This is a genomic window from Pseudomonas soli (assembly GCF_021283165.2).
GTDB classification, from domain to species: Bacteria; Pseudomonadota; Gammaproteobacteria; order Pseudomonadales; family Pseudomonadaceae; genus Aquipseudomonas; species Aquipseudomonas soli.
The window spans coordinates 2,732,724-2,758,041 of sequence record NZ_CP128543.1; the positions used below are offsets into that span (position 1 = coordinate 2,732,724).

The 25,318-nt window shown below is 63.4% G+C and carries 22 protein-coding genes; 12 read left to right on the forward strand and 10 right to left on the reverse strand.

Translation table 11 applies throughout. The features are described 5' to 3' along the window. Window positions 1–31: 31 nt before the first annotated feature. A complete protein-coding gene (gene prpR, locus LU688_RS12765; RefSeq protein ID WP_104443975.1) occupies window positions 32–1,981 on the reverse strand; it encodes a propionate catabolism operon regulatory protein PrpR in 1,950 nt (649 codons plus the stop codon). Between the two features lie 202 nt (window positions 1,982–2,183). Here prpR and LU688_RS12770 point away from each other — a divergent pair, with 202 nt between their 5' ends. The 8 genes from LU688_RS12770 (at window position 2,184) to LU688_RS12805 (ending at window position 9,579) form a co-directional block, all read left to right on the forward strand. Then, a complete protein-coding gene (locus LU688_RS12770; protein WP_160290998.1) occupies window positions 2,184–3,242 on the forward strand; it encodes a phosphotransferase family protein in 1,059 nt (352 codons plus the stop codon). Continuing rightward, window positions 3,239–3,595, forward strand: a complete 357-nt coding sequence (locus LU688_RS12775; RefSeq protein ID WP_094011192.1) for a DUF6285 domain-containing protein — start codon at window positions 3,239–3,241, stop codon at window positions 3,593–3,595. The genes LU688_RS12770 and LU688_RS12775 overlap by 4 nt, the downstream gene beginning before the upstream one ends. 54 nt (window positions 3,596–3,649) lie before the next feature. After that, window positions 3,650–4,822 carry an acyl-CoA dehydrogenase family protein gene (locus LU688_RS12780; RefSeq protein WP_232888014.1) on the forward strand — a complete coding sequence of 391 codons (1,173 nt, stop codon included), beginning with the start codon at window positions 3,650–3,652 and terminating at the stop codon, window positions 4,820–4,822. Then, window positions 4,822–5,589 (forward strand): SDR family NAD(P)-dependent oxidoreductase, encoded by a 768-nt coding sequence (locus tag LU688_RS12785; RefSeq protein WP_104443973.1) that lies wholly within the window; start codon window positions 4,822–4,824, stop codon window positions 5,587–5,589. Before LU688_RS12780 ends, LU688_RS12785 begins: the two co-directional genes overlap by 1 nt. Window positions 5,590–5,695: 106 nt before the next feature. Further along, window positions 5,696–7,366, forward strand: coding sequence for an acyl-CoA synthetase (locus tag LU688_RS12790; RefSeq protein ID WP_376752525.1), 1,671 nt, complete (start codon window positions 5,696–5,698; stop codon window positions 7,364–7,366). Window positions 7,367–7,507: 141 nt separating this feature from the next. Next, window positions 7,508–8,269, forward strand: coding sequence for an AraC family transcriptional regulator ligand-binding domain-containing protein (locus LU688_RS12795; protein WP_232888013.1), 762 nt, complete (start codon window positions 7,508–7,510; stop codon window positions 8,267–8,269). Next, window positions 8,259–8,537, forward strand: coding sequence for a helix-turn-helix domain-containing protein (locus LU688_RS12800; RefSeq protein WP_232888012.1), 279 nt, complete (start codon window positions 8,259–8,261; stop codon window positions 8,535–8,537). The genes LU688_RS12795 and LU688_RS12800 overlap by 11 nt, the downstream gene beginning before the upstream one ends. Continuing rightward, window positions 8,530–9,579 (forward strand): AraC family transcriptional regulator, encoded by a 1,050-nt coding sequence (locus tag LU688_RS12805; RefSeq protein ID WP_094011254.1) that lies wholly within the window; start codon window positions 8,530–8,532, stop codon window positions 9,577–9,579. The genes LU688_RS12800 and LU688_RS12805 overlap by 8 nt, the downstream gene beginning before the upstream one ends. 255 nt (window positions 9,580–9,834) lie before the next feature. Here LU688_RS12805 and LU688_RS12810 read toward each other — a convergent pair whose 3' ends face one another. The 9 genes from LU688_RS12810 to LU688_RS12850 all read right to left on the reverse strand — a co-directional run bounded on the left by LU688_RS12810 (window position 9,835) and on the right by LU688_RS12850 (window position 21,081). Beyond that, on the reverse strand, window positions 9,835–10,761 hold the full coding sequence (locus tag LU688_RS12810) for an NAD(P)-dependent oxidoreductase (RefSeq protein WP_104443970.1): 927 nt from the start codon (window positions 10,759–10,761) through the stop codon (window positions 9,835–9,837). A gap of 57 nt (window positions 10,762–10,818) precedes the next feature. Beyond that, window positions 10,819–12,198: an aspartate aminotransferase family protein gene (locus LU688_RS12815; RefSeq protein ID WP_094011197.1), complete on the reverse strand. Its 1,380-nt coding sequence runs from the start codon at window positions 12,196–12,198 to the stop codon at window positions 10,819–10,821. A 96-nt stretch (window positions 12,199–12,294) separates the two neighbouring features. After that, complete coding sequence (locus LU688_RS12820; RefSeq protein ID WP_160290997.1) at window positions 12,295–13,548, reverse strand: diaminobutyrate--2-oxoglutarate transaminase; 1,254 nt, start codon at window positions 13,546–13,548, stop codon at window positions 12,295–12,297. A gap of 43 nt (window positions 13,549–13,591) precedes the next feature. Continuing rightward, a complete protein-coding gene (locus LU688_RS12825; protein WP_094011198.1) occupies window positions 13,592–15,016 on the reverse strand; it encodes a gamma-aminobutyraldehyde dehydrogenase in 1,425 nt (474 codons plus the stop codon). Window positions 15,017–15,095: 79 nt separating this feature from the next. Beyond that, window positions 15,096–16,427, reverse strand: coding sequence for an APC family permease (locus LU688_RS12830; protein ID WP_160290996.1), 1,332 nt, complete (start codon window positions 16,425–16,427; stop codon window positions 15,096–15,098). Window positions 16,428–16,439: 12 nt separating this feature from the next. Continuing rightward, window positions 16,440–17,597: an iron-containing alcohol dehydrogenase gene (locus LU688_RS12835; protein WP_110605051.1), complete on the reverse strand. Its 1,158-nt coding sequence runs from the start codon at window positions 17,595–17,597 to the stop codon at window positions 16,440–16,442. Window positions 17,598–17,815: 218 nt separating this feature from the next. Then, window positions 17,816–18,691 carry an alpha/beta fold hydrolase gene (locus LU688_RS12840; protein WP_160290995.1) on the reverse strand — a complete coding sequence of 292 codons (876 nt, stop codon included), beginning with the start codon at window positions 18,689–18,691 and terminating at the stop codon, window positions 17,816–17,818. Next, on the reverse strand, window positions 18,688–20,214 hold the full coding sequence (locus LU688_RS12845; protein WP_023628926.1) for a flavin-containing monooxygenase: 1,527 nt from the start codon (window positions 20,212–20,214) through the stop codon (window positions 18,688–18,690). Before LU688_RS12845 ends, LU688_RS12840 begins: the two co-directional genes overlap by 4 nt. A 288-nt stretch (window positions 20,215–20,502) precedes the next feature. Beyond that, window positions 20,503–21,081 (reverse strand): TetR/AcrR family transcriptional regulator, encoded by a 579-nt coding sequence (locus tag LU688_RS12850; protein ID WP_023628925.1) that lies wholly within the window; start codon window positions 21,079–21,081, stop codon window positions 20,503–20,505. 391 nt (window positions 21,082–21,472) lie between these two features. Here LU688_RS12850 and LU688_RS12855 point away from each other — a divergent pair, with 391 nt between their 5' ends. The 4 genes from LU688_RS12855 (at window position 21,473) to LU688_RS12870 (ending at window position 25,307) form a co-directional block, all read left to right on the forward strand. Beyond that, window positions 21,473–22,360: a phytanoyl-CoA dioxygenase family protein gene (locus LU688_RS12855; RefSeq protein WP_023628924.1), complete on the forward strand. Its 888-nt coding sequence runs from the start codon at window positions 21,473–21,475 to the stop codon at window positions 22,358–22,360. A 71-nt stretch (window positions 22,361–22,431) separates the two neighbouring features. Beyond that, window positions 22,432–22,647, forward strand: coding sequence for a hypothetical protein (locus LU688_RS12860; RefSeq protein WP_023628923.1), 216 nt, complete (start codon window positions 22,432–22,434; stop codon window positions 22,645–22,647). A 165-nt stretch (window positions 22,648–22,812) separates the two neighbouring features. After that, on the forward strand, window positions 22,813–23,463 hold the full coding sequence (locus LU688_RS12865; RefSeq protein ID WP_094011255.1) for a hypothetical protein: 651 nt from the start codon (window positions 22,813–22,815) through the stop codon (window positions 23,461–23,463). 422 nt (window positions 23,464–23,885) lie between these two features. Then, window positions 23,886–25,307 carry a DUF1329 domain-containing protein gene (locus LU688_RS12870; protein WP_160290993.1) on the forward strand — a complete coding sequence of 474 codons (1,422 nt, stop codon included), beginning with the start codon at window positions 23,886–23,888 and terminating at the stop codon, window positions 25,305–25,307. Window positions 25,308–25,318: the final 11 nt, after the last annotated feature.

Here is a 25,318-nt window from a genome sequence, read left to right on the forward strand (position 1 = left end):
GCCAGCGCTGGCCGGTGGCGGATGGCACGGCTCAACGCGCAGCCCGCAGACGCCGCCACAAGGTGGTGCGGCTGATGCCGAGGCGGCGCGCGGCTTCGTCGAGGTCGCCCTGGCAACTGTCCAGGGTTTCGCGTACATGGCGCAGCTGCGCGGCCTTGCCCACCGTTTGCAGATCGGACGCTTGCGGCGCCTTGGCGCGCCGGGATGGCAACTGGCTTTGGCACAGCTCGGGCAGCACCCGCGCCAGGTACTGCTCGTCCACCCCTTCGTCGCGCAGCAGTTCGCGGGCCGACAGCATCGCCCGCTCGATCACGTTCTCCAGTTCACGGACATTGCCCGGCCAGGCATGGCGCACCAGGTAGGGCAATAGCGCCGTCATTACCTGTGCAGCGCCTGTTGGCTGCCCCTGGACCAGCAGGCGCTGGCCGATGCTCTGGCAGATCAGGGCGATGTCCTCGGGGCGTTCGCGCAGGGGCGTGGTCTGCAGCCGCAGGATGTTCAGTCGGTAGTACAAGTCGGTGCGGAAACTGCCCTGGTCGATGGCCGTGCCCAGGTCCTGGTGGGTGGCGGCGATGATCCGCACGTCGATGGCAATCGGTTCAGTACTGCCCAGGCGCAGCACTTCGCGCTCCTGCAGCACCCGCAGCAGGCGGGTCTGCAACGACACCGGCATGTCACCAATTTCGTCGAGGAACAGCGTGCCGCGGTGCGCGGCCTCGAACAGACCGGGCTTGCCGCCCTTGCGCGAACCGCTGAAGGCGCCTTCCTCGTAGCCGAACAGTTCGCTCTCCAGCAGTGTTTCGGGAAATGCCGCGCAGTTGATGGCGACGAAAGGGCCCTGCCGGCGCGGGCTTGCATTGTGGATGCCCTGGGCCAGCAGTTCCTTGCCGGTGCCGCTCTCGCCGGTGATCAGGATGGTCGAGTGGCTGGCGGCGAAGCGCTCGGCCAACTGCAGCATCTCGCGGTTGGCCCTGCTGTTGCCGCTCAGTTGTTCCAGCCGGTAGCGCGCGGTGAAGGCGCCGGGGCGACGGCTGGAGCGGATGCGCTGGTCGGCTCGCTGCACGGCGCTGATATCCTGGCAGGTCAGCACCAGGCCGGTGCGCTCGCCGTTCTCCAGGATCGGCAGCAGGTTGCTGACCACGGCTTGCGCGCCCAGGCGGATGACACGGTTGTCCTCGCCCGTGCCGTCCTGCAAGGCCTGCTGCAGGTCCAGCTCGGGGCAAAGGGCTTGCAATGGGCGGCCGAGCGCCGCGCTGGCCGGCAATCCCAGCAACTGTGCCAGTGCCGGGTTGAGCGACTGCACCAGGCCTTGGTTGTCGACGGCCGCGACCCCGGTGGGGATATGTTGTAGCACGGCATCGAGGTGGCGGCGCTTGGCGATTTCGATGCGCTGGCTGTCGAGGATGCCAAGGGCCTCTTCGAGCGCCTTGCGCACGGTGTCCTCGCTCAGCGACAGCACGCCCTGCAGCCCGGCCTGCTCGGCCAGCTCCACCACGGTAGACGAGCCGATGATGCTGCCACAGCCCAGCCGGGCGGCGTAATCGACGGCGTGGCGGGCTTGCTCAAGCGAGGTATAGGCGGCCTGGTGCACCTGCACGGTGAACAGCGCCGCCAATGCCTGCAGGTCCTGGTTGATGTGGTCGTAGCTGAGCACGGCCACTTGCGTGCCGTGGGCCTTGGCCTGCCCCAGGGCGCGCAGCAAGTCGCCGCCGCCGACGCGCATTGCCAGTACTGGCCGGGCCAGGTGCTTGCGCAGGTAGGCGGCGGTGGCCCCTGCGCAGACGAACACATCGACTTCGCCGCGCTGCTCCAGCTCGCGGGCGGTCTGCAGCGCTTCGGCTACCGAGGTGTCGAGCACCTCGATACGGGTGTCGGGGTAATCCGCCGTGAGCCCGCTCACGACCTGGGCGAGACGGCTGCGCTGCCGAGGGCGTTGCAGGTGGCTGATCAGCACGACGACCTTGGAGGCGGAGGAGTGCATGGCGGACCCTGTTCATGGTTGCAATGTTTCAATAGTGAATGAATGCCTTGCACAAGTGAAATGAAGATTGTCCAACCGGGCACTGCCAGGACATGCCAAAACCCAGGCGTCATGGGGCTTGTAGGTGGATGGTCGACAGTTGGCCCAGGCTTTGCTCTGGCCCTGTTGCCAATTCACCAGCGAAGGCAGGGCCCATCGACCCATGAGCAGTTCCTCCACGACGTCTCTGGCCAGCGATCCGATCGCGGCCAGCGACAACGACCAGCAGTTGGTCGACTTCATTCGCGAACGCGCCGCCGCCGAGCGGGTGCTCATCACCGCGCGCAAGCGCTTGAGCGGTGGTGCCATCCAGGAAAACTGGCGGCTCGACCTGTTGATCGAGGGTGGTCCCTGGGCCGGTGACCGGCGCTGGGTCCTGCGCAGTGACGCACTGTCGGCGCTGCCGGCCAGCCTCGGCCGCGAACAGGAGTTCGCCGTGCTGCAGGTGGTCTACCAGGCCGGGGTCAAGGTACCGCGACCGCTCTGGCTGTGCCGTGACACGCGGGTGCATGGGCGGGTGTTCTTCCTCATGGAATACGTGCCGGGCATCGCCGCCGGGCGCCTGCTCAGCGCCCAGGCCGGTGCGCAAGGGCAGGGCGGGCTGGCGGCGCAGTTGGGCGCCAACCTGGCGCGCCTGCATCAGGTGCGCCCCCCGTGTGCGGCGCTGGACTTTTTGCCAATACCTCAGGGCTCACCCGCCCTGGCCACCCTCACGGCCTACCGGCGCTACCTCGACACCCTCGACCAGGCCTACCCGGCCCTGGAGTGGGGCCTGCGCTGGTGCGAGCTGCATGTGCCGCGCAGTCAGGCCCTGTGCCTGCTGCACCGCGACTACCGCACCGGCAACTACCTGGCCAGCGAACAGGGGCTGGAGGCGGTGCTCGACTGGGAATTCAGTGGCTGGGGCGACCCCTGCGAGGACCTGGGTTGGTTCAGCGCCCGTTGCTGGCGTTTCACCCGCCCCGACCTGGAGGCGGGCGGCATCGGCCTGCTCGAGGACTTCCTGCGCGGCTATCACGAAGTGTCCAGCCTGGCCATCGAACCTAGCCAACTGCACTACTGGCAGGTCATGGCCACCCTGCGCTGGGCGGTTATCGCCCTGCAGCAAGGACAACGCCACCTGTCCGGCGAAGAACCTTCCCTCGAACTGGCTCTGACCGCGCGCCTGCTGCCGGAGCTGGAGCTCGACATCTTGAACATGACCGGAGCCGAGGCGCCATGACCCAACCGAATGCCGCGCAACTGCTCGATATCGCTCGCCAGACCTTGCTGGAGCAGGTGTTGCCCGAGCTGTCCGGCGAGCTGCGCTACCCGGCGCTGATGATCGCCAACGCCATGGCCATCGCTGCGCGTGAAAGCCGCCTGCAAGGCGAGCTGGAGGTCCAGGAGCACGCACGTCTGGGCGCCGTGCTCGAGGCGCCGCCAGCGACCCTGGCCGGCACGAGACAGCATTTGGCCCAGACCATCCGCGAAGGTCGCCACGACGCGCCGCAGGCACGTCGCGCCCTGGTCGAGGCGCTGCGCCAGACGACGCTTGACCGTCTGGCGATCAGCAACCCCAAGGCCATGCCCTGAACGCCGGTGGCCACTGCCCGATTTCCAAGACTGAAAACGCATAGAAGGACAACCATGAACTTCACCCTGTCGGACGACCTGCTGACCTTGCAGGCGAAAACGCGCGACTTCATTGCCAATCACGTGATTCCGTTTGAGAAAGACCCGCGCCAGGACCGCCACGGCCCCAGCGACGACTTGCGTCAGGACCTGCTGGAAAAGGCCCGCATCGCCGGGTTGCTGACCCCGCATGCCAGCCCCGAGATGGGCGGCATGGGCCTGAGCCATGTGGCCAAGGCGATCGTCTTCGAAGAGGCCGGCTATTCACCCTTGGGGCCGGTGGCGCTGAACATCCACGCACCCGACGAAGGCAATATCCACCTGATGGACGTGGTCGCCACCGAGGCGCAGAAGGACCGCTGGCTGCGCCCGCTGGTCCAGGGTCGGGCGCGCTCGTGCTTCGCCATGACCGAGCCTGCGCCGGGCTCAGGCTCGGATCCGTCGATGCTGCGCACCACGGCCACCCGCGATGGCGACGATTACCTGATCAACGGCCGCAAGTGGTTGATCACCGGCGCTGACGGCGCCGATTTCGCGATCATCATGGCGCGCATGGAGGACGGCACGGCGACCATGTTCCTCAGCGACATGCGGCGTGAGGGCATCGTCCACGAACGGCAGCTGGACTCGCTGGACAGCTGCTTCACCGGTGGCCACGGGCAACTGCGTTTCGACAACCTGCGCATCCCGGCGAGCGATGTGCTCGGCGAGATCGGCAAGGGCTTCCGCTACGCCCAGGTGCGTCTGGCGCCGGCACGGCTGACCCACTGCATGCGCTGGCTCGGCGCCGCGCGTCGTGCCCACGACATCGCCTGCGATCATGCGCGCACCCGCGACGCCTTCGGCAAATCGCTGGGCGAGCACCAAGGTGTCGGCTTCATGCTCGCCGACAACCAGATGGACCTGCATGTGGTGCGCCTGGCGGTATGGCACTGCGCCTGGGTACTCGACCAGGGCGAGCGGGGCAATGTCGACTCGAGCATGGCCAAGGTGATCAGCTCCGAGGCGCTGTGGCGGGTGGTTGATCGCTCGATCCAGGTGCTGGGCGGGCGCGGGGTGACCGGGGACACGGTGGTGGAGCGGATCTTCCGCGATATCCGGCCGTTCCGCATCTATGACGGTCCGAGCGAAGTGCACCGCATGAGCCTGGCGAAGAAACTCCTCGACCAGCGCCCGGGAGGTCACTGATGCAGCCGCAACTTGCTCGACTGTTCTCTCTTGATGGCCGTCGCGCCCTGGTGACCGGGGCCTCCAGTGGCCTGGGCCGGCACTTTGCCCAAACCCTGGCGGCCGCCGGCGCCGAGGTGCTGGTCACCGCCCGGCGCGAGGCGCCGTTGCAGGCCCTGGTCGAGACCATCCAGGCCAGCGGCGGCCGGGCCCGCGCCTTTGCCCTCGATGTGACCCGCCGGGACGATGTCTGCCGGGTGCTCGATGCCGCCGGCCCCCTGGATGTGCTGGTCAACAACGCCGGCGTGAGCGACAGCCAGGCGCTGCTCGACTGCGATGATGGCAGTTGGGACCGCGTACTCGACACCAACCTCAAGGGCGCCTGGACGGTGGCCCAGGAAAGCGCGCGGCGCATGGTTGCCGCAGGGCAGGGCGGCAGCCTGATCAACGTCACCTCGATCCTCGCCAGCCGGGTGGCCGGCGCCGTCGCCCCTTATCTGGCGGCCAAGGCCGGCCTGGCGCACCTGACCCGCGCCATGGCCCTGGAGCTGGCGCGCCATGGCATTCGCGTGAACGCCCTGGCGCCGGGATACGTGATGACCGACCTGAACGAGGCGTTCCTGGCCAGTGACGCGGGGCAGAGATTGCGTTCGCGTATTCCGAGCCGGCGCTACAGCCAGCCGGCGGACCTGGACGGCGCCTTGCTGCTGCTCGCCAGTGACGCCGGCCGCGGCATGAGCGGCAGCGAGATCGTGGTCGATGGCGGCCACCTGTGCAGCAGCCTGTAGAGACACCGCCCAGCCTTGCAACCCCCGTGATGAATGGCACCGGCCGTGCCGGTCAAGAACAACAAGAAACAGAGGTAGTTATGTGCCTGCAACCGTTGAACTGCCCATGGACGAAGGACCCGTCATGATGAACCCGAGCCTGGAACACGAACTGGCCCCGAATGCGGCCAACCACGTGCCGCTGTCACCACTGTCGTTCCTCAAGCGCGCCGCGCAGGTCTATCCCCAGCGCGACGCGGTGGTGTACGGCGACCGTCGCTACACCTACCAGCAGTTGCACCAGCGCAGCCGGGCCCTGGCCAGCGCCCTGGAGCGGGTCGGCGTGCAGCCGGGCGAGCGTGTGGCGATCCTGGCGCCGAACATCCCCGAGATGCTCGAGGCGCACTATGGCGTGCCCGGCGCGGGTGCCGTGCTGGTGTGCATCAATATCCGCCTGGAGGCGCGCAGCATCGCCTTCATCCTGCGCCATTGCGCGGCCAGGGTACTGTTGTGCGATCGCGAGTTCGGCGCGGTGGTCCACCAGGCGCTGGCGATGCTGGACACGCCACCGCTGCTGGTGGGCATCGATGATGCCCAGGCCGAGGGCGCCGACCTGGCGCCGGACCTGGACTACGAAAGCTTCCTGGCCCAGGGCGATGGCAACCGGCCGTTGAGCGCGCCGCACAACGAATGGCAGTCGATCGCCATCAACTACACCTCCGGCACCACCGGCGATCCCAAGGGCGTGGTGCTGCATCACCGTGGCGCCTACCTCAATGCCTGCGCCGGGGCGCTGATCTTCCAGCTCGGTCCGCGCAGCGTCTACTTGTGGACCCTGCCGATGTTCCACTGCAACGGCTGGAGCCATACCTGGGCAGTGACCCTGTCGGGGGGCAGCCACGTGTGCCTGCGCAAGGTGCAGCCCGAGGCGATTCACGCCGCCATCGCCGCGTATGGCGTGACCCACCTGAGCGCCGCGCCGGTGGTGATGTCGATGCTGATCCATGCTCCGGCAGGCGCCGCGCCGTCCCAGGCGGTGTCGGTGATCACCGGTGGCGCCGCACCGCCCAGCGCGGTGATCGCCGCCATGGAGGCGCGCGGTTTCAGCATCACCCATGCCTATGGCATGACCGAAAGCTATGGCCCTAGTACCTTGTGCCTGTGGCAGCCAGGCGTCGACGAGCTGCCGCTGGAGGCTCGCGCGCGGTTCATGAGCCGCCAGGGCGTGGCCCATCCGATGCTCGAGGACGCCACGGTCCTGGATAGCGAAACCGGCCAGCCGGTGCCCGCCGACGGGGCGACGCTGGGCGAGCTGGTGGTGCGCGGCAACACGGTGATGAAAGGCTACCTGCACAACCCCGAAGCCACCCGCAGCGCCCTGGCTGGCGGCTGGCTGCACACCGGCGACCTGGCCGTGCTGCACCCTGATGGCTATGTGGAGATCAAGGACCGGGCCAAGGACATCATCATTTCCGGCGGCGAGAACATCAGTTCGCTGGAGATCGAGGAGGTGCTCTACCAGCATCCTGAGGTGCTCGAGGCCGCCGTGGTGGCGCGGCCCGATTCGCGCTGGGGCGAAACCCCGCATGCCTTCGTCACCCTGTGTGCCGAGGCCCAGGGGGATATCACCGGCGAAGAGCTGATCCGCTGGTGTCGCGAGCGCCTGGCGCACTTCAAGGCGCCGCGGCATGTGTCGTTGGTGGCGTTGCCGAAGACGGCCACCGGCAAGATCCAGAAATTCGTCCTGCGCGAATGGGCTCGCCAGGCGGCTGCAGCCAGTGACCGGCCGGAAGGGTGATGCGTGGTCACCCTCCCGATCGGCCGCCGGCTCGCTCAAGTCTGCTATATCGAACGGAGGAAAAGCTTCACACTATCCGCCAAAATACAGGTAGGCATCTACCTGCCTGTGAACCGACATTCATGAGCCGGATCTTCTCTGATGACGTCCTATATCCTGGGGACCGCGTTACTTGGATTCGACGACTTCGCTCTGGCCCAGAGGCTCGAGCCTCATGCGCTGCTTGCAGAGGTTTCGCTTGCCCTTGGCGAGCCCGATGGCGCAATCGAAACCCGCCCGTTCAACGCGCTACTGGCGTTGGCTGCGCACCGTTCGGGTAATCGCCTGTTCGCTCTGCAGTTCGGGCTTGAACATGGCATGCGGGGGATGGGGACCCTGCTGCATGTCATTCAGAGCGCGGACACAGTCGGTGAGGTGCTGAGGGCATTGGTCCGGTACGCCCATGTGCTCGGCACGGCAGTGGAGTTTCGCCTGGAGCGGCATCTCGGCAATGCACGCTTGAGCTGTCAGGTCACCGATGCGGATCTGCCCTGTGTAAGACAGACCGTGGAGTGGGCGATGGGAATGAGCGCGCAGCTCATGCACAGTTTGCTCAAGCACCTCTGGCGCCCGCAGGCCCTGCTGCTGTGCCATGGCGCGGGGGCGGAGCCTTCGGCATACCGGCGTCTGCTGGGGGTGGCGCCGCGTTTTTCCAGCACGGAAAACGCCTGGGTGTTCGACCCTGCGCTGCTGGACGCACAGCTTGGCGCAAAGGATCAACGCAATCCTGCAACTGACCCGGCAGTTCCACGACGAGCTGGCGGATATCACGCTGGAGTCGTTGCCCATGCACGTACAAAAGCTTATGCGCAATCACATGCCCCAGGGGCGTGTCACGGTCGAACAGATTGCCATGGATCTTAAGATCAGCTCGCGCAGCCTGCAGCGCTACCTGCTGACCCAAGGCACGAGTTTCCAGGCATTGCTGGACGGGACCCGCCAGGCGATGGCCACCCGCTTGCTACGAGATGCGACGATCAACCTGACGCAGGTGGCAGAGTTGCTGGGATACACCCAGCTTGCCGCGTTTTCCAGGGCGTTCAGCCGCTGGCATGGCCTCAGCCCGCAACAATGGAAGCGCCAGCTACGCCAGGCGCCTGATGCCGAAAGCGGGCGTGGTCGACATGGCTGACGTTCCCTTTGTCCGGGCAATCAGCCTCACCGGGTTTCATGCCTTCGCCGCCGGGCAGGGGCTTGATCCCGAGCAGATGCTCAAGCACGTCGGCCTGCCGGGCCAGGGCCTTCAAGACGAGGACGATCTGCTCCCCTACCAGCAATACTGTGCTTTGCTCGAGGCCTGCAGTCGGCATTCGGGCAATGCGCTGTTCGGCCTGGAATATGGTCTGTTCCAGGCCTCCGATGTGTTGGGTGACTTGCTCCACCTGCTGCGCAATGCGCGCACGGTCGGTGATGCGCTGGTGGAATTGCGCAACCATTACGCCCTGTACAATGGTGCGGCCGAAGTCGGGCTGGACAGCGAAAACGGCCTGACCATCCTCAGCTATCATGTTCGCCCCTCCCACGCGCCCGGCGTGGGCCAGGCAGAGGAGCTGGCCGGTGCCGTGGGCATCGCACTGATGCGCGCACTGGCAGGCCCGCACTGGCTACCTAGCGCCCTCTGGCTCAACCATTCGCCCAGTACCGATGTCGCCTTGTATGCCCAGGCGCTCGGCATGCCGCCCACCTTCAATGCGCGTTGTGTCGCCCTGGTGTTCGAATCATCGCTGTTGGCGCAGCCCTGTGTCCTGTGTGATGAGGCGTTGCACCAACTGGTGGTCAGGAGGATGCAGCGCCTGGAGCGGCTGTCCGGCGACGAGCTGGCCATCCAGATCAAGCAGTTGCTGCATCACCTGCTGCCCAGTGGGCGGGCCACGGCGCAGAAAGTGGCCAGCATCATGGCGCTGACGCCGAACGAGTTGCGTCAGGCCATGACGCAGGAAGGGCTGACGTTCCAGCAATTGCTCGAGGAGGTACGTCAGTCCATGGCCCAGGCCTACCTTGCCAGGCCTTCGGCCAACATCGGCGAGCTGGCCGCGCTGCTCGGCTATTCCGACACCAGTGGATTTTGCCGAGCCTTTCATCGCTGGTTTCAGATGAGCCCGTTGAGCTGGCAGAAGGCCCACGGCATCAAGCGCCAGCCGCGTCTGCTGGGGCGCGGACGTACGCGCCCCTAGAGGGTGTCGGCCCTTCGCTAGTAACCCCGGAATATATCGCCAATGCTCGCGATAGGGTGCGCCGCGTGCGCCGTTTGTGCCACGGATCGACTGGCTATGGAAGACTGAGGGGCGTAGACCGCCGTCAGGAACAGGGCAAGTGTCACGCTGGCCACCAGAAAAGCAAAGATACGCATGGGAACCTCCAGCTTTTGTTTTTGTAGTTATCTTCGAGTCTGGCCCGTGGCGTTGGCTAAAGCTTGATAAAGTGCGCCATTAAATGGGCCTTTGTGCGGCTGTTTCGGGAGGGTTGGCCGCTGCGAATACCTGGGTGGCCGCCACGATGTCCTGATCGCCATGGCCCATGGATTCAGCCCTTTGCACGACCCCGCATACGGCGTCGAAGACCGGCGTCCAGGCCCCTTGCGCGTGCAGCGCCTGGGCGATGTGAGCGAAGGCGCCGGCATGCACATCGAGCCTGGCTTGATCGCCTGCGAAATCCTGCGCTTCCAGCCGGCGTACCGCTTCTTCGAGCGCGTCGCTGATGAAAAACCGTGACGTGTCGAGCAGCAGCCTGGCCGTCTCCGCCACCGGCAGGCCGAAACGCTCGCTCGCGCCCACGGCCTCGAAGAACGCCATCATCGTGGCGAATGCCTGGGCGTGGAGCACGGTGGCAAAGGCCAGTGCTTCGTCCCAAGGCAGGAACATCGTTTGACCGGCCAGCGCTTCGAGCAGCGCCCGATGCTGCTCGAAACCCTCATGATCGCCGGTATGCAGGGTGTGGCTCTGGCGATGACCGACGTTGCGCGGGTAGGCCACGATCATCCCTTTGACGTACAGGCCACCAGCGGCGTTGACCAGCGCCTGAAGCGCCAGGCCCTCGTCGCGGCCGTTGGTGGTGTAATCGATCACTGTGCGACCTGCGAGTGCCGCCATCACCCCCGGCCTGCCAAGCACGCCATGGGTCGCCTGGTCGTCCAGCAGCACGAAGACCGTGACCGGGCTTGCGCTGAGCGCGGCGTGAGCCGAGTCGCACAGCTGAGCACCAGCGGCGACCAGCGCCGCCGCTTTGCCAGGCGAACGGTTCCACACCGCCACGCGTTTGCCTTGCTTGAGAAATGCATGGGCCATGATCGTGCCCATGGCGCCGAGCCCGACTACCGATACATCGACGTCGAGGCGCTGCTCATTTTGCGTGCTCACATTCCAACCCTCATGATTTTTGTTTTAGGTATCCAGGACGCGGGCGCAGTCTTTCGCCTACAACAGGTTCTGTGCGCGGGCCCAGTCAGTCGCGTCGACCAGCGTGCGTTCGAAGGCGCTGAAGATCGCCTCGATATCGGCCTGGGTGCAGATCAACGGCGGACAGAAGGCGATCGTGTCGTAGATGGCGCGAATGATCAGCCCGTGCTTGTGCGCCTGTCTGAACACATAGCCACCCAAGGTGCCGGGCTGGGCGAAGGGTTGGCCGGTGGCCTTGTTCGCCACCAGTTCGATGGCGCCCACCAGCCCGATACCGCGCACATCGCCCACCAGCGGATGGTCGGCGAATTCGCGCAGACGGCGCTGGAATTCAGGGGCCAGGCGCTGGACCTGGCCCACCAGGTCGCGCTCTTCGATGATGCGGATATTTTCCAGCGCCACCGCAGTGGCGACGGGATGACCCGTGCAGGTCAGGCCATGGGCGAAGGCTCCCAAACGCTGGCTCTGGCTGAGCAGGACGTCATGAATGGCATCGGACACCAGCACGGCGGCCAGGGGCTGATAGGACGAGGTGAGCTGCTTGGACAGCACCATGATATCGGGCTGGATCCCGTACAGCTCGGCGCCGAACATCGTGCCAAGCCTGCCGAAGCCGGTGATGATCTCGTCGATCACCACAAGGATGTCGTAGCGTCTGCACACCGCCTGGATCGCTGCCCAGTAGCCTTGGGGAGGCGGAATCACGCCGCCTGCGGCCATCACCGGTTCGCCGATGAACGCGGCGATGGTTTCCGGGCCCTCGTCGAGGATGTAATGCTCCAGCTCGTCCGCCAGGCGCGCCGAAAAGGCTTCCTCGGTCTCGCCAGGCCGGCCGAATCGATAGAAGTTCGGGCAGGTCAGGTGATGCACCGGGATGGCCGGCAGATCGAAATCACGGTGCATCGACGGGATGCCGCTCAAGCTGGCGCAGGCGACGGTGGCGCCGTGATAGGCCTGCTGGCGGGAGATGAACTTCTTCTTGGCGGGCTTGCCCAGTGCGTTGTTCACGTACCAGACCATCTTCACCACCGAGTCGTTGGCCTCGGACCCTGAGTTGGTGAAGAACACATGGTTCAGATCGCCGGGCGCAAGCTCCGCCAGCTTGGCGGCGAGCGCCGCGGCCGGGGCGTTGGTCTTGTGGCTGAAGCTATGGTAGTAGGGCAGTTGCCTGAGCTGCTCGACGGCGGCGTCGACCAGGCGCTGTTCGCTGAAACCCAGGGCAACGCTCCACAGGCCCGACATGGCTTCGATATAGGCATTGCCCTGTTCGTCGAAGACCCGCACACCGTCGCCTGCGGTGATGACCAACGGCCCGATTTCCTGATGCTGGGCCAGGTTGGTGTTGGGGTGAATGAGTGCTGCCAGATCGTTGCGCGCGGTCGCAGTGAGCGTGTTCATTGGTTCATGTTCCTGTCGCAGGCTTCGATCGCCCGCAAGTGAGCAGGTTGCCTGCGCCCCGTGGATCGTCACGGGACGCACGGCAGGATCCTGCGGTTACTGACCAAGCGCTGCCGCGACCGCTTCGCCGAACGCCTTGAGACCCTGTTCGAGCTGCTCGGTCGGGGTGTTCACCGGTGGCATCAGCTTGATGATCTCGCCGTTCGGCCCGCAGCGGTCGACCAGCACGCCCGCCTGCAGCACGCGCTGCTGGGCATCCTTGGCCAAGGCTACGTTGCCGCGGCCGAAATCGATGCCGGCGATCATGCCGCGGCAGCGCGCCGAGGCGACCCCTGGAATCTCGGCGTAGCCGGCGACCGCGCGTTCCATGGCCGCGCAGTTGGCGGCCAGCAACTTCAGGAACTGCTCGTCGCGCCAATAGCCGAGGGCAATCTGGGCGGTAAGGAACGCCAACTGGTTGCCGCGGAAGGTGCCGATATGATCGCCCGGCTCCCAGACATCCAGCCCGGCGCCGATCAACACGATGGCCATGGGCAGGCCGTAGCCACCGATCGATTTGGCGCAGGTGATCAGGTCAGGGACCACCCCGGAGCGCTCGAAGCCGAAGAAGTCACCGGTGCGGCCGCAGCCAGCCTGGATCTCGTCGCAGATGAGCAACACCCCGTGTGCACGGGTCCATTGGCGCAAGGCTTGCAGCCACTGATTGGAGGCGGGGTAGACGCCGGCCTGGATCTGCACCGATTCGACGATCACCGCCGCTGGCAGCTCCGAGCCGCTGCCCTGGTCGTTGGCCAGGCGCTCGAGGAAGCCGATGCTGTCGAAGGCGCCGTAAGGGCTGTCTTCGTAGGGCACGAACACCACGTCGGTGGACAGCCCCGGACCGCGCCGGGTGCGGTTGCCAGTGACCGCCAGCGCACCAGCCGTCATGCCGTGGTAGGCACCATAGAACGACACGATCTTGCTCCGCCCGGTCGCCTTGCGCGCCAGCTTCAATGCCGCCTCGACGGCATCGGCGCCGGTCGGGCCGGTGAACTGCACCTTGTAGTCCCAGCCGCGCGGCTTGAACAGGTCGCGTTCCAGCGACTCGAGGAACTGCCGCTTGGTGGTGGTGTGCAGGTCCAGGGCATGGGTCACGCCGTTGGCCGACAGGTACGCGATCAGCGCATCGCGCATGCGCGGGTCGTTGTGGCCGTAGTTCAGGGCACCGGCGCCGGCAAAGAAGTCCAGGTAATCGCGGCCATCCTCGCCGCGGATCTTGCTGCCCTGGGCAGTATCGAAGACCAGCGGCAGATCGCGGCAATACATCCGCACGTTGGACTCGAGCCGTTCGAATGTCTCGATGTTGTTCATGCATAACCTCTTGAATTGATCGGGCAACATTTGCTTGGCGCTATCAGTGCTTGAACATCACGTGGCGCACCACGGTGTAGTCTTCCAGGCCATACATGGACAGGTCCTTGCCGTAGCCGGACAGCTTCACGCCGCCATGGGGCATCTCGCTCACCAGCATGAAATGGGTATTGACCCAGGTGCAGCCGTATTGCAGGCGCGCGGCCAGGCGATGGGCTCGGCCGACATCGGCGGTCCACACCGAAGAGGCCAGGCCGTAGTCGGAGTCATTGGCCCAGGCCAGCGCCTGGGCTTCGTCCTCGAACGACGAGACTGTCACCACCGGGCCGAAGATCTCCCGGCACACCACCTCGTCATCCTGGCGGGCACCGGCCAGGACCGTCGGTTCGAAGAAGAACCCGCTACCTGCGGCGCGCTTGCCACCAGTGACGACCTCGATATGAGGCACTTCCCGGGCACGCTTGACGAAGCCTTCGACGCGACCCAGGTGCTCTTCGGTGATCAATGGCCCCATCTCGGTCGAGGGATCATCCTGCAGCCCGCACTTGATGCTGGCCACGGCCTCACCGAGCTTGCGCACGAACTCGGGGTAGACCGACTTCTGCACATACAGGCGGCAGGCGGCGGTACAGTCCTGGCCTGCGTTGTAGAAGCCAAAGGCACGAATGCCTTCGACGGCCGCGTCGATATCGGCATCGTCGAAGATCAGCACGGGGGCCTTGCCACCCAATTCCATGTGCATGCGTTTGACGCTGTCGGCGGTGCCCTCGATGATCCGGCTGCCGGTACGTACGGAGCCGGTCAGCGACACCATGCGCACCTTGGCATGGCTGGTCAGCGGCTCACCGACCGTGGCCCCCCGACCATGGACGATGTTGACCACGCCGGCAGGGAAGATCTCGGCCAGCAGTTCGCCGAGTTTCAAAGTGGTCATCGGCGTGTGCTCCGAGGGTTTCAGCACCACGGTGTTGCCGCCGGCCAAGGCCGGGCCGAGTTTCCAGGCCGCCATCAGCAAGGGATAGTTCCACGGCGCGATGGAGGCGACCACGCCGACCGCATCGCGACGAATCATCGAGGTGTGCCCCGGGATGTACTCGCCCCCGGCCGAACCTTGCAGGCAGCGCACGGCGCCGGCGAAGAAGCGGAACACGTCCGACACCGCCGGCAGCTCGTCCTGCAGCACGGCGGTGTAAGGCTTGCCGCAGTTGTCGGCTTCCAGGCGCGCGAACTCCGGTGCCTGGGCATCGATGCTGTCGGCGAGCTTGAGCAGCAGGGCTGCGCGGTCCTTGGGCGGGGTTTGCGACCAGGCTTCAAAGGCCGCATCGGCGCTGTGCACCGCGGCATCGACCTGGGCTTGGCTGGCCTCGTTGGTTTGCACCAGGACGCTGCCCAGGGAGGGGTTGTACACGGCCAGCTCGTCACCTTCGCCGGCTACTAGGGCACCATTGATCAGAAGTTTGCTTTGCATGTCGTTTCTCGCCATTTAACGGCGCGGCCAATGGCCGGCCTTGTGATTGTCGTCAGGGCATTCGATTGAAACGGGGTCGCTATACCAATGCCTCAGGGACGGGGCTGCGGAAGAAGCTGGTGCGGCAGGCCAGGTAGACCAGCCCCAGGCCGAGCCAGCAACTGCCCATGATCAGCGCGTCTTTATCCAGGCTGATCAGCATCCACCCGGCCGTGACCAAGCCGATGAGCGGGAACAGCACGCCACGCAGCAGGCCGGCGCCATCCTTGACCCGGGCATCGAAGGTGAGCCGCAATGCACACAGATTGACGGCGGTGAAAGCGACAAACGCGCCGAAGTTGACCAGCGACGTCGCGGTGGCGATCGTCAAGGCAAAACCCGCCGTGCCGAAAACGCCGCAGAGCAGGATGTTGAAGGCCGGGGTCTTGAAGCGCGGATGCAGGACACCGAACACCTTGCGCGGCAGCTGGTTGTCCCGGCCGAGGGCATAGAGCAGCCGTCCCACGCTGGCCTGGAACGACATGCCCGCGGCAAAGTGGGCGATGATGATCCCCGCCAGCACCACGGCGAAGAACACATCGCCGCCGATCATCCGGGCGATCTCGAAGGCGGCTCCGTCCACCTGCTCGAAGCTGGGGGAGGGATGGGCCAGGTACATGAAGTACGAGGAGCCCACGTACACCGAACCGCCGATCAACGCGACCAGCAGGATGGCGCGTGGCAGCGTCCGGCCCGGCTCTCGGGTCTCCTCGCTCAGCGTGGACAGCGCGTCGAAGCCCAGGAACGAGTAGGCGGCAATGGCGGCGCCGGCCATGCTGGTGGCGAAGGGCACGTCCTGATTGAAGAACGGCTTGGCCGACAGCAGCCCGCCAGGGCCGTTCGCCGCCACGATGTAGTGCATGCACAGGCCCAGGAACACGACGATGATCGCCAGTTGCGCCGCCATCAACAGCACGTTGAAGCGGTTGGCGACCTGGATGCCAAGGACATTGAGCAGTGAAGTGGAAACGATGAAGCCGCTGATCCACACCCACTGCGGGACCTCTGGAAAGGCCATGTTGAGGTAGCTGGCACCGAGCAGCCAGATCAGCATCGGGATGAAGAAGTAATCGAGCAGGGCGGCCCAGCCCACCATGAACCCGAGATTGGCATTGAGCATCTTGCGGGTGTAGGTGTAGGCCGAACCGGCTACCGGGAATACCCTGACCAGCCGCCCGTAGCTCAACGCGGTGAACACCACCCCGGTCGCCGCGATCAGGTAGGCCATCGCCGTGGTGTTGCCGCTGGCCTGGGTGATCACGCCGTAGGTGCCGAAGACGATCAGCGGGGCAAGGAACGCCAGGCCGAACAGCAGCACCGAGAACGGCCCCAAGGTGCGCCTCAACGAGGCGCTGGAGGTTGAATGACTCATGACGCAGCCCTCCTACGCGACGAAGTGGTAAGCGGTGGTGATGATGTCGTGATAAGCCTCGACGGACATCGCCTTGGCATTGCTGGCGTCCGAGAAGTTCTGCTTGGATTTTTCGGCGATGGCCTGGAAGTCCTCCTCGCGCACGCCCTTGACCTCGGCGAAGGAGGGGATGCCCAGGTCCTTGCTCATCTGGAACAGATGACCCACGGCGGCCTCGGCGGCGGCGGCCGGCGCCAGCGTCGGGTCGATCCCCAGGGCGTAGGCCACCTGGGCGTGGCGCAGGATGTCGGCATCGCGGTTGTGGCCAAAGACGAAGGGCAGGAAGATCGCGTTGCCAACGCCGTGCGGGGTGTCGTACATGCCGCCAATTGACTCGGAGATGCAGTGCACGCTGCCGACGTCAGCGTTGCCGAATGCCATGCCGGCGATCAGGCTCGCCACCAACATCTGCTCGCGCGCCTCTTGATTGTCTGGCTCCAGTACGACCGCCTTGAGGTGCTGGCTGATCAGGCGGATGGCATGCAATGCCAGGCCATCACTGATCGGGTTCGAAACGCGGCAAGTGTAGGCCTCGATGGCATGGGTCAGGGCATCCATGCCGGTGGCGGCGGCAATCGACGCGGGCAGGGTGTCGAGGATACGGGAGTCGAGCAGCGCCAACACGGGGCCGACGCGGTAATCATGGACGCTCATCTTGAAATGGCGGGCAGTGTCGGTGATCACCGAGAAGCACGTCACTTCGCTGCCGGTACCTGCGGTGGTCGGGATGGCGATGATCGGCGGTATGGCGTGCTTGAGGGTGAACGACCCTTCGTAGTCCTCGATCCGCCCGTCGTGGGTAAGCAGCAGGCTGATGGCCTTGGCCGCGTCCATCGCGCTGCCGCCACCCACCGCCAGCAGGCCGTCGATGCCTTTGCCCCGATATTGCTGCGCCGTCCGGTTGATGTCTTCGCTGCGTGGATTGGCCTTGATGTCCGCGACTTCTTCGTAAGCAATTTCTGCCCTGTCCAGGCTGGCATAGATGCTGTCCAGCAGCCCCGCAGCCTTGACCCCGGCATCAGTCACGATCAGCACCCGCGCCAGGCCAAGGCCCTGGAGATGTTCACCGGTGCGCTCGCGCAGGCCAGGTTCCATCACGATCTTGCTGGGGAGTAAGAATTTGAATTCCATACGTACCTCTTGCTCAATTGTTGTCATTGTCGAAAGGGCAGTGGAGGAGCACCCGCGCCTGGTCGCGGTCGGCCGCTCAGGCGTGTGATGTGTGGCCTGGCGCTTTGGCGCAAGCCGGTATGTTGTTGTCTTGGGTGGTGTTGCAACGTGTCGCTAAAGGCCTCCAGCGGAATAAAAAGAGGGGCGGCCAAGCTGCACGCCCCTAAAGAAAATTGTTGTTAACGCAAGTGCCCCGTCAGCAGGGACAGCAGCGTGCTGGACAGGCAAGCCGGAAAGTCATGCCCCATCCCGGGCAGCAATACCAGGCTGGAGCCACGGATCGCCGCCGCCGTGGCGTAGCCACCGCTGGTGGCGACCATGAGGTCTTTTTCCCCATGGATGACCAAGGTGCGGCAACGAATCCGCTGCAGCTCCTCGGTACGGTCGGCGGAGTTGATGATTGCGCCGATCTGCCTGGCGGTACCGAGGTTGCTCGCCTCGCCACCGCCTCGCTCCCAGGCCAGCTGGGCATACTCACGCAAGGCCGGCTCGTTCCACTCGAGGGTGGAGCCGATCACGCGCATGATGTCCACGTAGTCGCGAACGCTTTCCTTCTCGCTGCGCGGCGGGCGGCGCAGCAACTGCAGAAGGGCCTTGAGCGCCGGCTGGCCGACGCGCAGGGAACCCGTGGTGGAAAAGATCGATGTGAGGGTCCTGACCCGCTGCGGATAACGTGCCGCGAGGGTCTGCGCGATCATGCCGCCCATCGACATTCCCACGACATGCGCTGTTTGCAGCTGCAAGCCGTCCATCAAGCCGATGACGTCGTTGGCCATGTCGGCCAGGTCATAGCCGGCGGTGCGCTTGCGCAGGAATTGCTGCAGGGTCGTGGGGGGCGTCACGTCGGTGAAGAACGACCTGCCCGAGTCACGGTTGTCCAGCGTGATGACCTGCAGCCCTTGCTCGACCAGCCCGGCGATCAGCGCTTGCGGCCAGTAGGTAAGCTGCAGCCCGAGGCCGACGATGAGCAGGACCGCCGGGGCACCCTCGACACCGTAGCTGCGATAGCAGAGCTTGCCTTTGCCCGGTAGCTCGCAGAAGCGATCACGGCTCATCGGCGGCTACCTGGCTGTTGCAGTTCGACGCCGGCATGCACCGGCACGTTCGGTACGCTGCTGAAGCTGAGGCACTTTTCCGCCACTGTGCCGCGGCGCAGCAGTTTGATATCGCGGAAGTAGTCCATCGACATCACCCAGGGCTCACACGGCCCCTGCCGCGGCACGCTGTCGAGCGCGCGCTGCACATAGCCGGCACCAAAGTCCAGCAGAGGGCGGGTTTCGATCCCGGCCGGCGCCTTTGGCTCGCAGACGTTGTAGCCTTCGCGCGCCATGAAACCGAGCAGGCGGCAGAAGTGGTCGCACAGCAGGCAGACCTTCAAGGTCCAGGACGAGTTGGTGTAGCCCACCGCGAAAGCGAAGTTGGGCACGCCGGAGAGCATCATGCCTTTGTAGGCCAGGGTCTCGTTGAGCACCACCGGCTTGCCGTCCTTGTGCAGGGTGATGCCACCGAACATTTGTACGTTGAGCCCGGTGGCCGTGACGATGATGTCGGCCTCCAGCGTCCTGCCCGATTTGAGCAATACGCCGGACTCGGTGAAGCGCTCGATATGGTCGGTGACGATGTCGGCCTTGCCGGTACTGATGGCTTTGAACAGGTCGCCCTCGGGCACCGAGCACAGACGCTGGTCCCACGGGTTGTAGGGTGGGTTGAAGTGCACGTCGACCGGGTAGTCCTTCGGCAACTCCTTGCGGGTCAGCCACAGCAGCAGTTTTTTCGAGAGCTTGGGGAAACGCTGGCAGAAGCCCCAGAACGCCAAGGTGATCTTGGCGTTCTTGTAGCGCGTCAGGGAATAGGCGGTTTGCGCCGGCAGGACCTTGCGCAGGAACGCGGCAACCCCGTCGGTGGCCGGCTGATTGATGATGTAGGAAGGCGTGCGCTGCAGCATGGTGATGCTGGCGACCTTGTCTGCCATGGCCGGAATCAGCGTTACCGCGGTCGCGCCACTGCCGATGACGACCACGCGCTTGCCCGCATAGTCGAGGTTCTCCGGCCAGTGTTGCGGGTGAACGATCTGGCCCTTGAACTGCTCGGTGCCCTCGAAGCGGGGGGTGAAGCCCTGATCATAGCGATAGTAGCCACCGGCACTGAATAGCCAGCGGCATTCGACCGTACGCACCTGAGCCGTCTGGCCTTCCTCGATGCGCACTGCCCACAGGCCTCTGTCGCTTTGCCAGTTGGCCGAGACGACTTTCTGCTGGTACTGGATGAACGGCTCCAGCTGGTACTCGTCGATGGCTTCGCGCAGGTACTCGAGAATGTCCGCGGCATCCGCCAGGGATTTCGCCTTGGTCCAGGGCTTGAAGTCGAAACCGAAGGTGTAGAGGTCCGAGTCGGAGCGGATGCCGGGATAACGGAACAGGTCCCAGGTGCCGCCCATGCGTTCGCGGGACTCGAGAATTGCGAACGTCCTGTCGGGTTGCTGGCGTCGCAGATAGGCCGCCGCGCCGATGCCAGACACACCGGCTCCAATGATCAAAATGTCGAGCGGCTCAACCGGAAGAGCAGTGTGCGAGGACATGTCGCCTCCTATTCTAGTGTTGTAGAGACTGATCTTTTGACTTGATCATTTGACCATGATGAGGTGGCCGATTGCCCGGTACAAGGTGCAAAATGCACCGCGAAGTCTTTTTTTTGGGATGATTTGAACTTTGAGTGACTGCGAGGGCGCCGGCCAACGCGTGGGGGGAGTCGTTCTGGGAGAAGGGGACTGCTAATGCTGCAAGAAGCCCCTGTGGTTCTATCTATCGGGCCCTATGTATCCAGGATTGCCGCGTCGCACCGGAGCACGGCATCTCTGGATGGCCTCTCAGTAGCTTTCCACCAGCAGCCTGACCGCCTTGCAGGCCGTTTCTGTCTCCGCTTCCAGGCGCTCGGGGTCGCCGTGGGCGGTCCAGGAGAGCAGTAAGCCATCGAAGAGGTTGATCAGTAGCCGACTGACAGTGGTCCGTGCGGCATGGTCCAGCGCATCGCCGGTTGCCTTCTGGATGGCCTGCTGAGTCGCTTCGAGGGAAACGATATAGATCTTGGCTGCCATCTGCGGATCGTTACGCAGGTTCCAGAAGAAGAGCTCGAATTGTGTGATGGCCCGTTCGGGGTGCGCGATGAACCACTTGACCAGTTGGCGCAGCATATCTCCCACCGAGTCGGCGGGGAGGGCGTCTGCCGGCGCCTGCAGCGATTGCTGTGGCATGTTGATCAAAGACTCGTAGACCGAATAGAACAACTCCTCCTTGGTGTGAAAAACATAATGCAGCGATGCCAGCGGTGAATCCGCAGCTGCCGCGATGCGCCGCGTCGTGGCGTTGGCTATGCCATGTTCCGCGATCACCTTGATGGTCGCTTCAATGAAATCCTGTCTGCGTTCTTCTGCGCCTATCCGAGCCATTCAGCGTTCTCCCTTGTCGGCATTGCGCCAACCGCCGGTGCCGGCGTCGGCGGTGACGAATGCTATCGCAAAGTCATTGCCTGTTCCATGAGATGGGTGGATGGAGCCGTTTGTGTCCGCACCTTGGCGGCCGGTATGTGGTCATTGCCAGTAACGAATGCCGAGCGCTGGATTTCACTGAGGTCGAGGCGGCCGCGGGAGGGTTACAAAAAACCTAGATCAAATGACTTGATCAAATGACTATATTAAATAATCATGGCAACGCCGAGCAGGTGATCAAGGGCTTCGGTAGTGGCGCAAGAGGTGACTGTGCTGGCGGCTCCGGTGAGACGACGCCGTTGCCCGGGCTCGCTGGACAGAACAATGACAAAACCGGACAGGTAGAAGGCAGATGGATACACGAAAACTCTCGACGGTCAGTGGTGACTCGTCGGTTGAACAGGTGGTGGAAATCATCCGGCGTGACGGCGGGGTCATCATTTCCGATTTCGTCTCGCCAGAGACGCTCAAGTGCCTCGCCGAGGAGCTGGACACCTACTTGAATGTCACGCCCTGCGGAGAAGACCCCTATTTCGCCGGTACGCAGACGCGCCGTGTCGGTCGCATCATCGGTCGAAGCGACATCGCGGTGGAGGTTGCACTAAACCCATTGTTCATCGGCGCGGCCAGGCAGATTCTTCAGACACCAACCCATGTATGGGTGGGCAGCGACCGCATCGAAATGGCGCCTGACATTCAACTCAGCATTACCCAGGCCATTCAAATCGGGCCAGGCCAAGGCCTGCAGCCCTTGCATCGAGACGACGCCACTTCGCTGTGGCGACATCCCCAGTTCGGACGCGAGGCCCGCCTGCAGATGATGCTGGCCATCTCGGATTTCAGCGAAGAAAACGGGGCGACGCGAGTGATTCCGGGTAGTCATCAATGGGATGACGAGCGCATGCCGACCCAGGAAGAAACCATCGCCGCTGAGATGAAGGCAGGCTCTGCGCTGCTGTGGCTGGGCTCGGTCTATCACGGCGGTGGCGCCAATACCACGTCGTCTCCTCGGACTGGCCTGACCATGGCCTACGACTTGGCCATCCTGCGCCTTGAAGAGAATCACTTCCTTTCCATCCCCATTGAACGGATTCGCCAACTTCCTGCAGAAATGCAGCGCCTTCTGGGTTGGAGTGTGAGCTCTACGCTGCTGGGCTGGGTGGAAATCGATGGTCAGATGCGTGACCCGCAGGAGCTCCTGGGCATGCCTGCCTTTTCCGAACCAGGGAAAGACTTCTGAGTGCTTGGGCTTGCACGGCTGGCTGCGTATTGAATTTCTGCCCGACAGGGCGCAACCAAGGAGATAAGACCATGGCGTTTTCAATCGACTCGAAAGTAGGCGAATTGCTGGATAACAACAATACGAGCCAGGTACTTGAAAAGCACGTGCCCGGTATCAGTAAGCATCCGCAAATTGGCATGGCCCGCGGCTTTGCCTTGGTGACAGCGGCGAAATACTCTGGCGGATTGATTTCGCCAGAAGTGCTAAAGGAAATTGATAGTGACCTGAGGGCCCTGGTCAACTAACGGTTGGCTGACCTGCCCCTATAAATGCAGTTGCTGGAGCAGGTCAGTAACTTAGCCAGCATTTTCCAGGTGGCCCATGGTGTCCATTGGCCTACGGAACTCTGTCGAATGACAATATGGTGTCGCCCTCCAGATTAAGAGGTTGTTTTCGTGCAACTGATAGAAGTGGGCATCCTGGTCTCATGTGTACTGCTAATTATCTGCGGTCTGTTCTATGGGGTGGCATTTTTCGGGAGAGGAAACTATCTAATCGGTGGAGAGTTTTTGATTGTAGGAATATCGGCGACAAATTTCGCGGTCTTTATCGTTACCGGTTGGCAGGCTAATTATAACGTCGCCATGTTTCTTGATGCCTTTTCTCGAGGTGTTGGGATTCCTGTGATTGCAACGCTCGGTTTGATGTCGGTTACGCATGACTACAAGCCGTCTCCGGTGAGTGACATTTTGCTATTCCTGGCTGGCTTCGTGGTCGCGGCCATTTACTTTATGTCGGCCTCGTTCAAGGCCTTCCTCCCTTATTTTTATGTAGGGATGTGGTTGGTCTACACGACCTACCTGGCCTATTTTGTCTGGCGGCTGTGTCGTGCCGGTGAGCTTCTGCATGCGCTGGCCACCACTTTGAGTGGTGTGGCGGGATTGACGATAGCATTGCGCTATGATTTCTTCCCGATTGCGGGCGATGACACAAAGATGGTTTTCATGACGCTGGCTTTTCTGACGTGGTCGTACTCGATCGTGCAGTCATTCTATGCCTATGGTGCGCTTGAGCGCGCCAGTAAAATCCAACTAAGGCGGCATCTTGCGCGCTTTGAGTAGACCGTGTTTATTCGGCTGTTTCAGTCTATGAAGTTACTCCATGGCGGGCCAGGAGCCTGCCGTTTCAACCGCCTCTAGGGGCGGTTTTTTTTGGCGTAAATTTATGTTTAGGGCGCGCTTGGACATAGGGCTGGTGGCTGCAAGCGGTGCCTTAAATGCGCCAGGAATGGGCGTGCACTGGTAACACTTGTTCCTTTATTTCCCATTAAAGGGCAGGTGTTCGTAGCTTATCTAAAGCGTGTTGTGACTAACTGGCTGATTTATATCAACTAATGATGGCGTGAAGAGTTCTGGCATATGCTTTGCTTCATGATCAATCGACATGGTCATATGATCATGTCAGTTGATCAGCTTGCGATAGGTGCCGAATTCCTTGTCAAAGGTTGGGTTGCCGGTGCAGGCCCTTTTCCGAGGAGCCTATTATGAAAAAAGTATCCACAGTGCGTGAACGCGATGTTTCTACCCGCCGAATGTTCAGGCAGTTGCTGATTACCCTTGCTGTATCGGGCGCGATTTGCTCGGTGCAGGCCGCGTCTCAGGGCGCCCAGAAGCTGGGTTCCGAACTGACGCCACTGGGCGGTGAGGTGGCCGCCAATTCAAGCGGGGATATTCCGGCGTGGTCCACGCCGGGGCCACAAGGGGAGGGCTGGAGTTACGGCCAGATGCGCGCCGAGCACTGGAAGTTCAGGAGCGATAAGCCCCTTTACAGCATCGATGCGAGCAACGTGGCGCAGTACGCGAGCAAGCTGTCCCCGGGTCAGCTTGAACTGTTCAAGAAGATTCCGGGCTACCGCATGGAGGTCTATCCGACCCGACGCAGCTGCGGCGTGCCGGACTTCGTGGCGGATAACACACGGCAGAACCTTGGCTTCGCCAAGCTCGACCCTTCAGGGGTTGCCCTCGTAGAGGCTCACGTACCCGGCATCCCGTTCCCTCTGCCCAGCACTGGTGCTGAGGTGATGTGGAACATGAAGATGCGCTATCACGGCCTTGGTGTAGAAATTCCAAAAAGCATTTCAGGCATCTCGCCGCGCAAGGGCGGGGAGTGGTTACGCCAGTCGTCGGATACCTTCTTCTTCACGCCGTGGGGAAAGAAAGGCAGTGAACTCTTTTCCGCAACTGGCCGTTTGGAAAATGCCACGTTCTCCAGTTATCGGGAGCCAGCGGCGCTGGCTGGGCAGGCAGGGGTGCAGACGGCTGTCGCCGGCGAGCAGGCCACGACGTTCTACTACTTCCCTGGCCAGCGTCGCGTGCGGCGCATGCCGTCGTATTCCTACGACGCGCCGCAGATCGGGTTGGACAACCAGTACAACGTCGATGAGGCGAACGTCTTCTTCGGCACCATGGACCGCTTTGACTGGAAACTGGTCGGTAAACAGGAGCTTTTGGTGCCTTACAACGCCTTCGGTGCCTATGACACCGCCGCCAAGGTGGAGGCGTTCGCCGGCAACGATTCAATCGCGCCGCAGGCGCGCCGCTACGAGTTGCATCGGGTCTGGGTGGTCGAAGCCAATGTGCGCCAGGGCATGCGCCACCAGGCGCCAAAACGCATGTTCTACATCGACGAGGATAGCTGGAACCCGCTGCTGGCTGTCGATTACGACAAGCAAGGACAGATCTGGAAAGTGCGTGAAGGCTTCTCGATCCCTGTGTACGAAACCGGCACTTGCGATGTGCAGGCCCAGGTCCAGTACAACCTGGTCGATGGCCGCTACCTGTTCGACATGACCTCGGTCGGAGCTGGCAAGAACGATATCCGCTGGCTCACCGATGAAGGTAGCAGCCCACGCCTGAAACGCGATTTCTACACCTCCGATAACCTGCGAGCCATCAGCGAACGCTAAAGAACGACGTC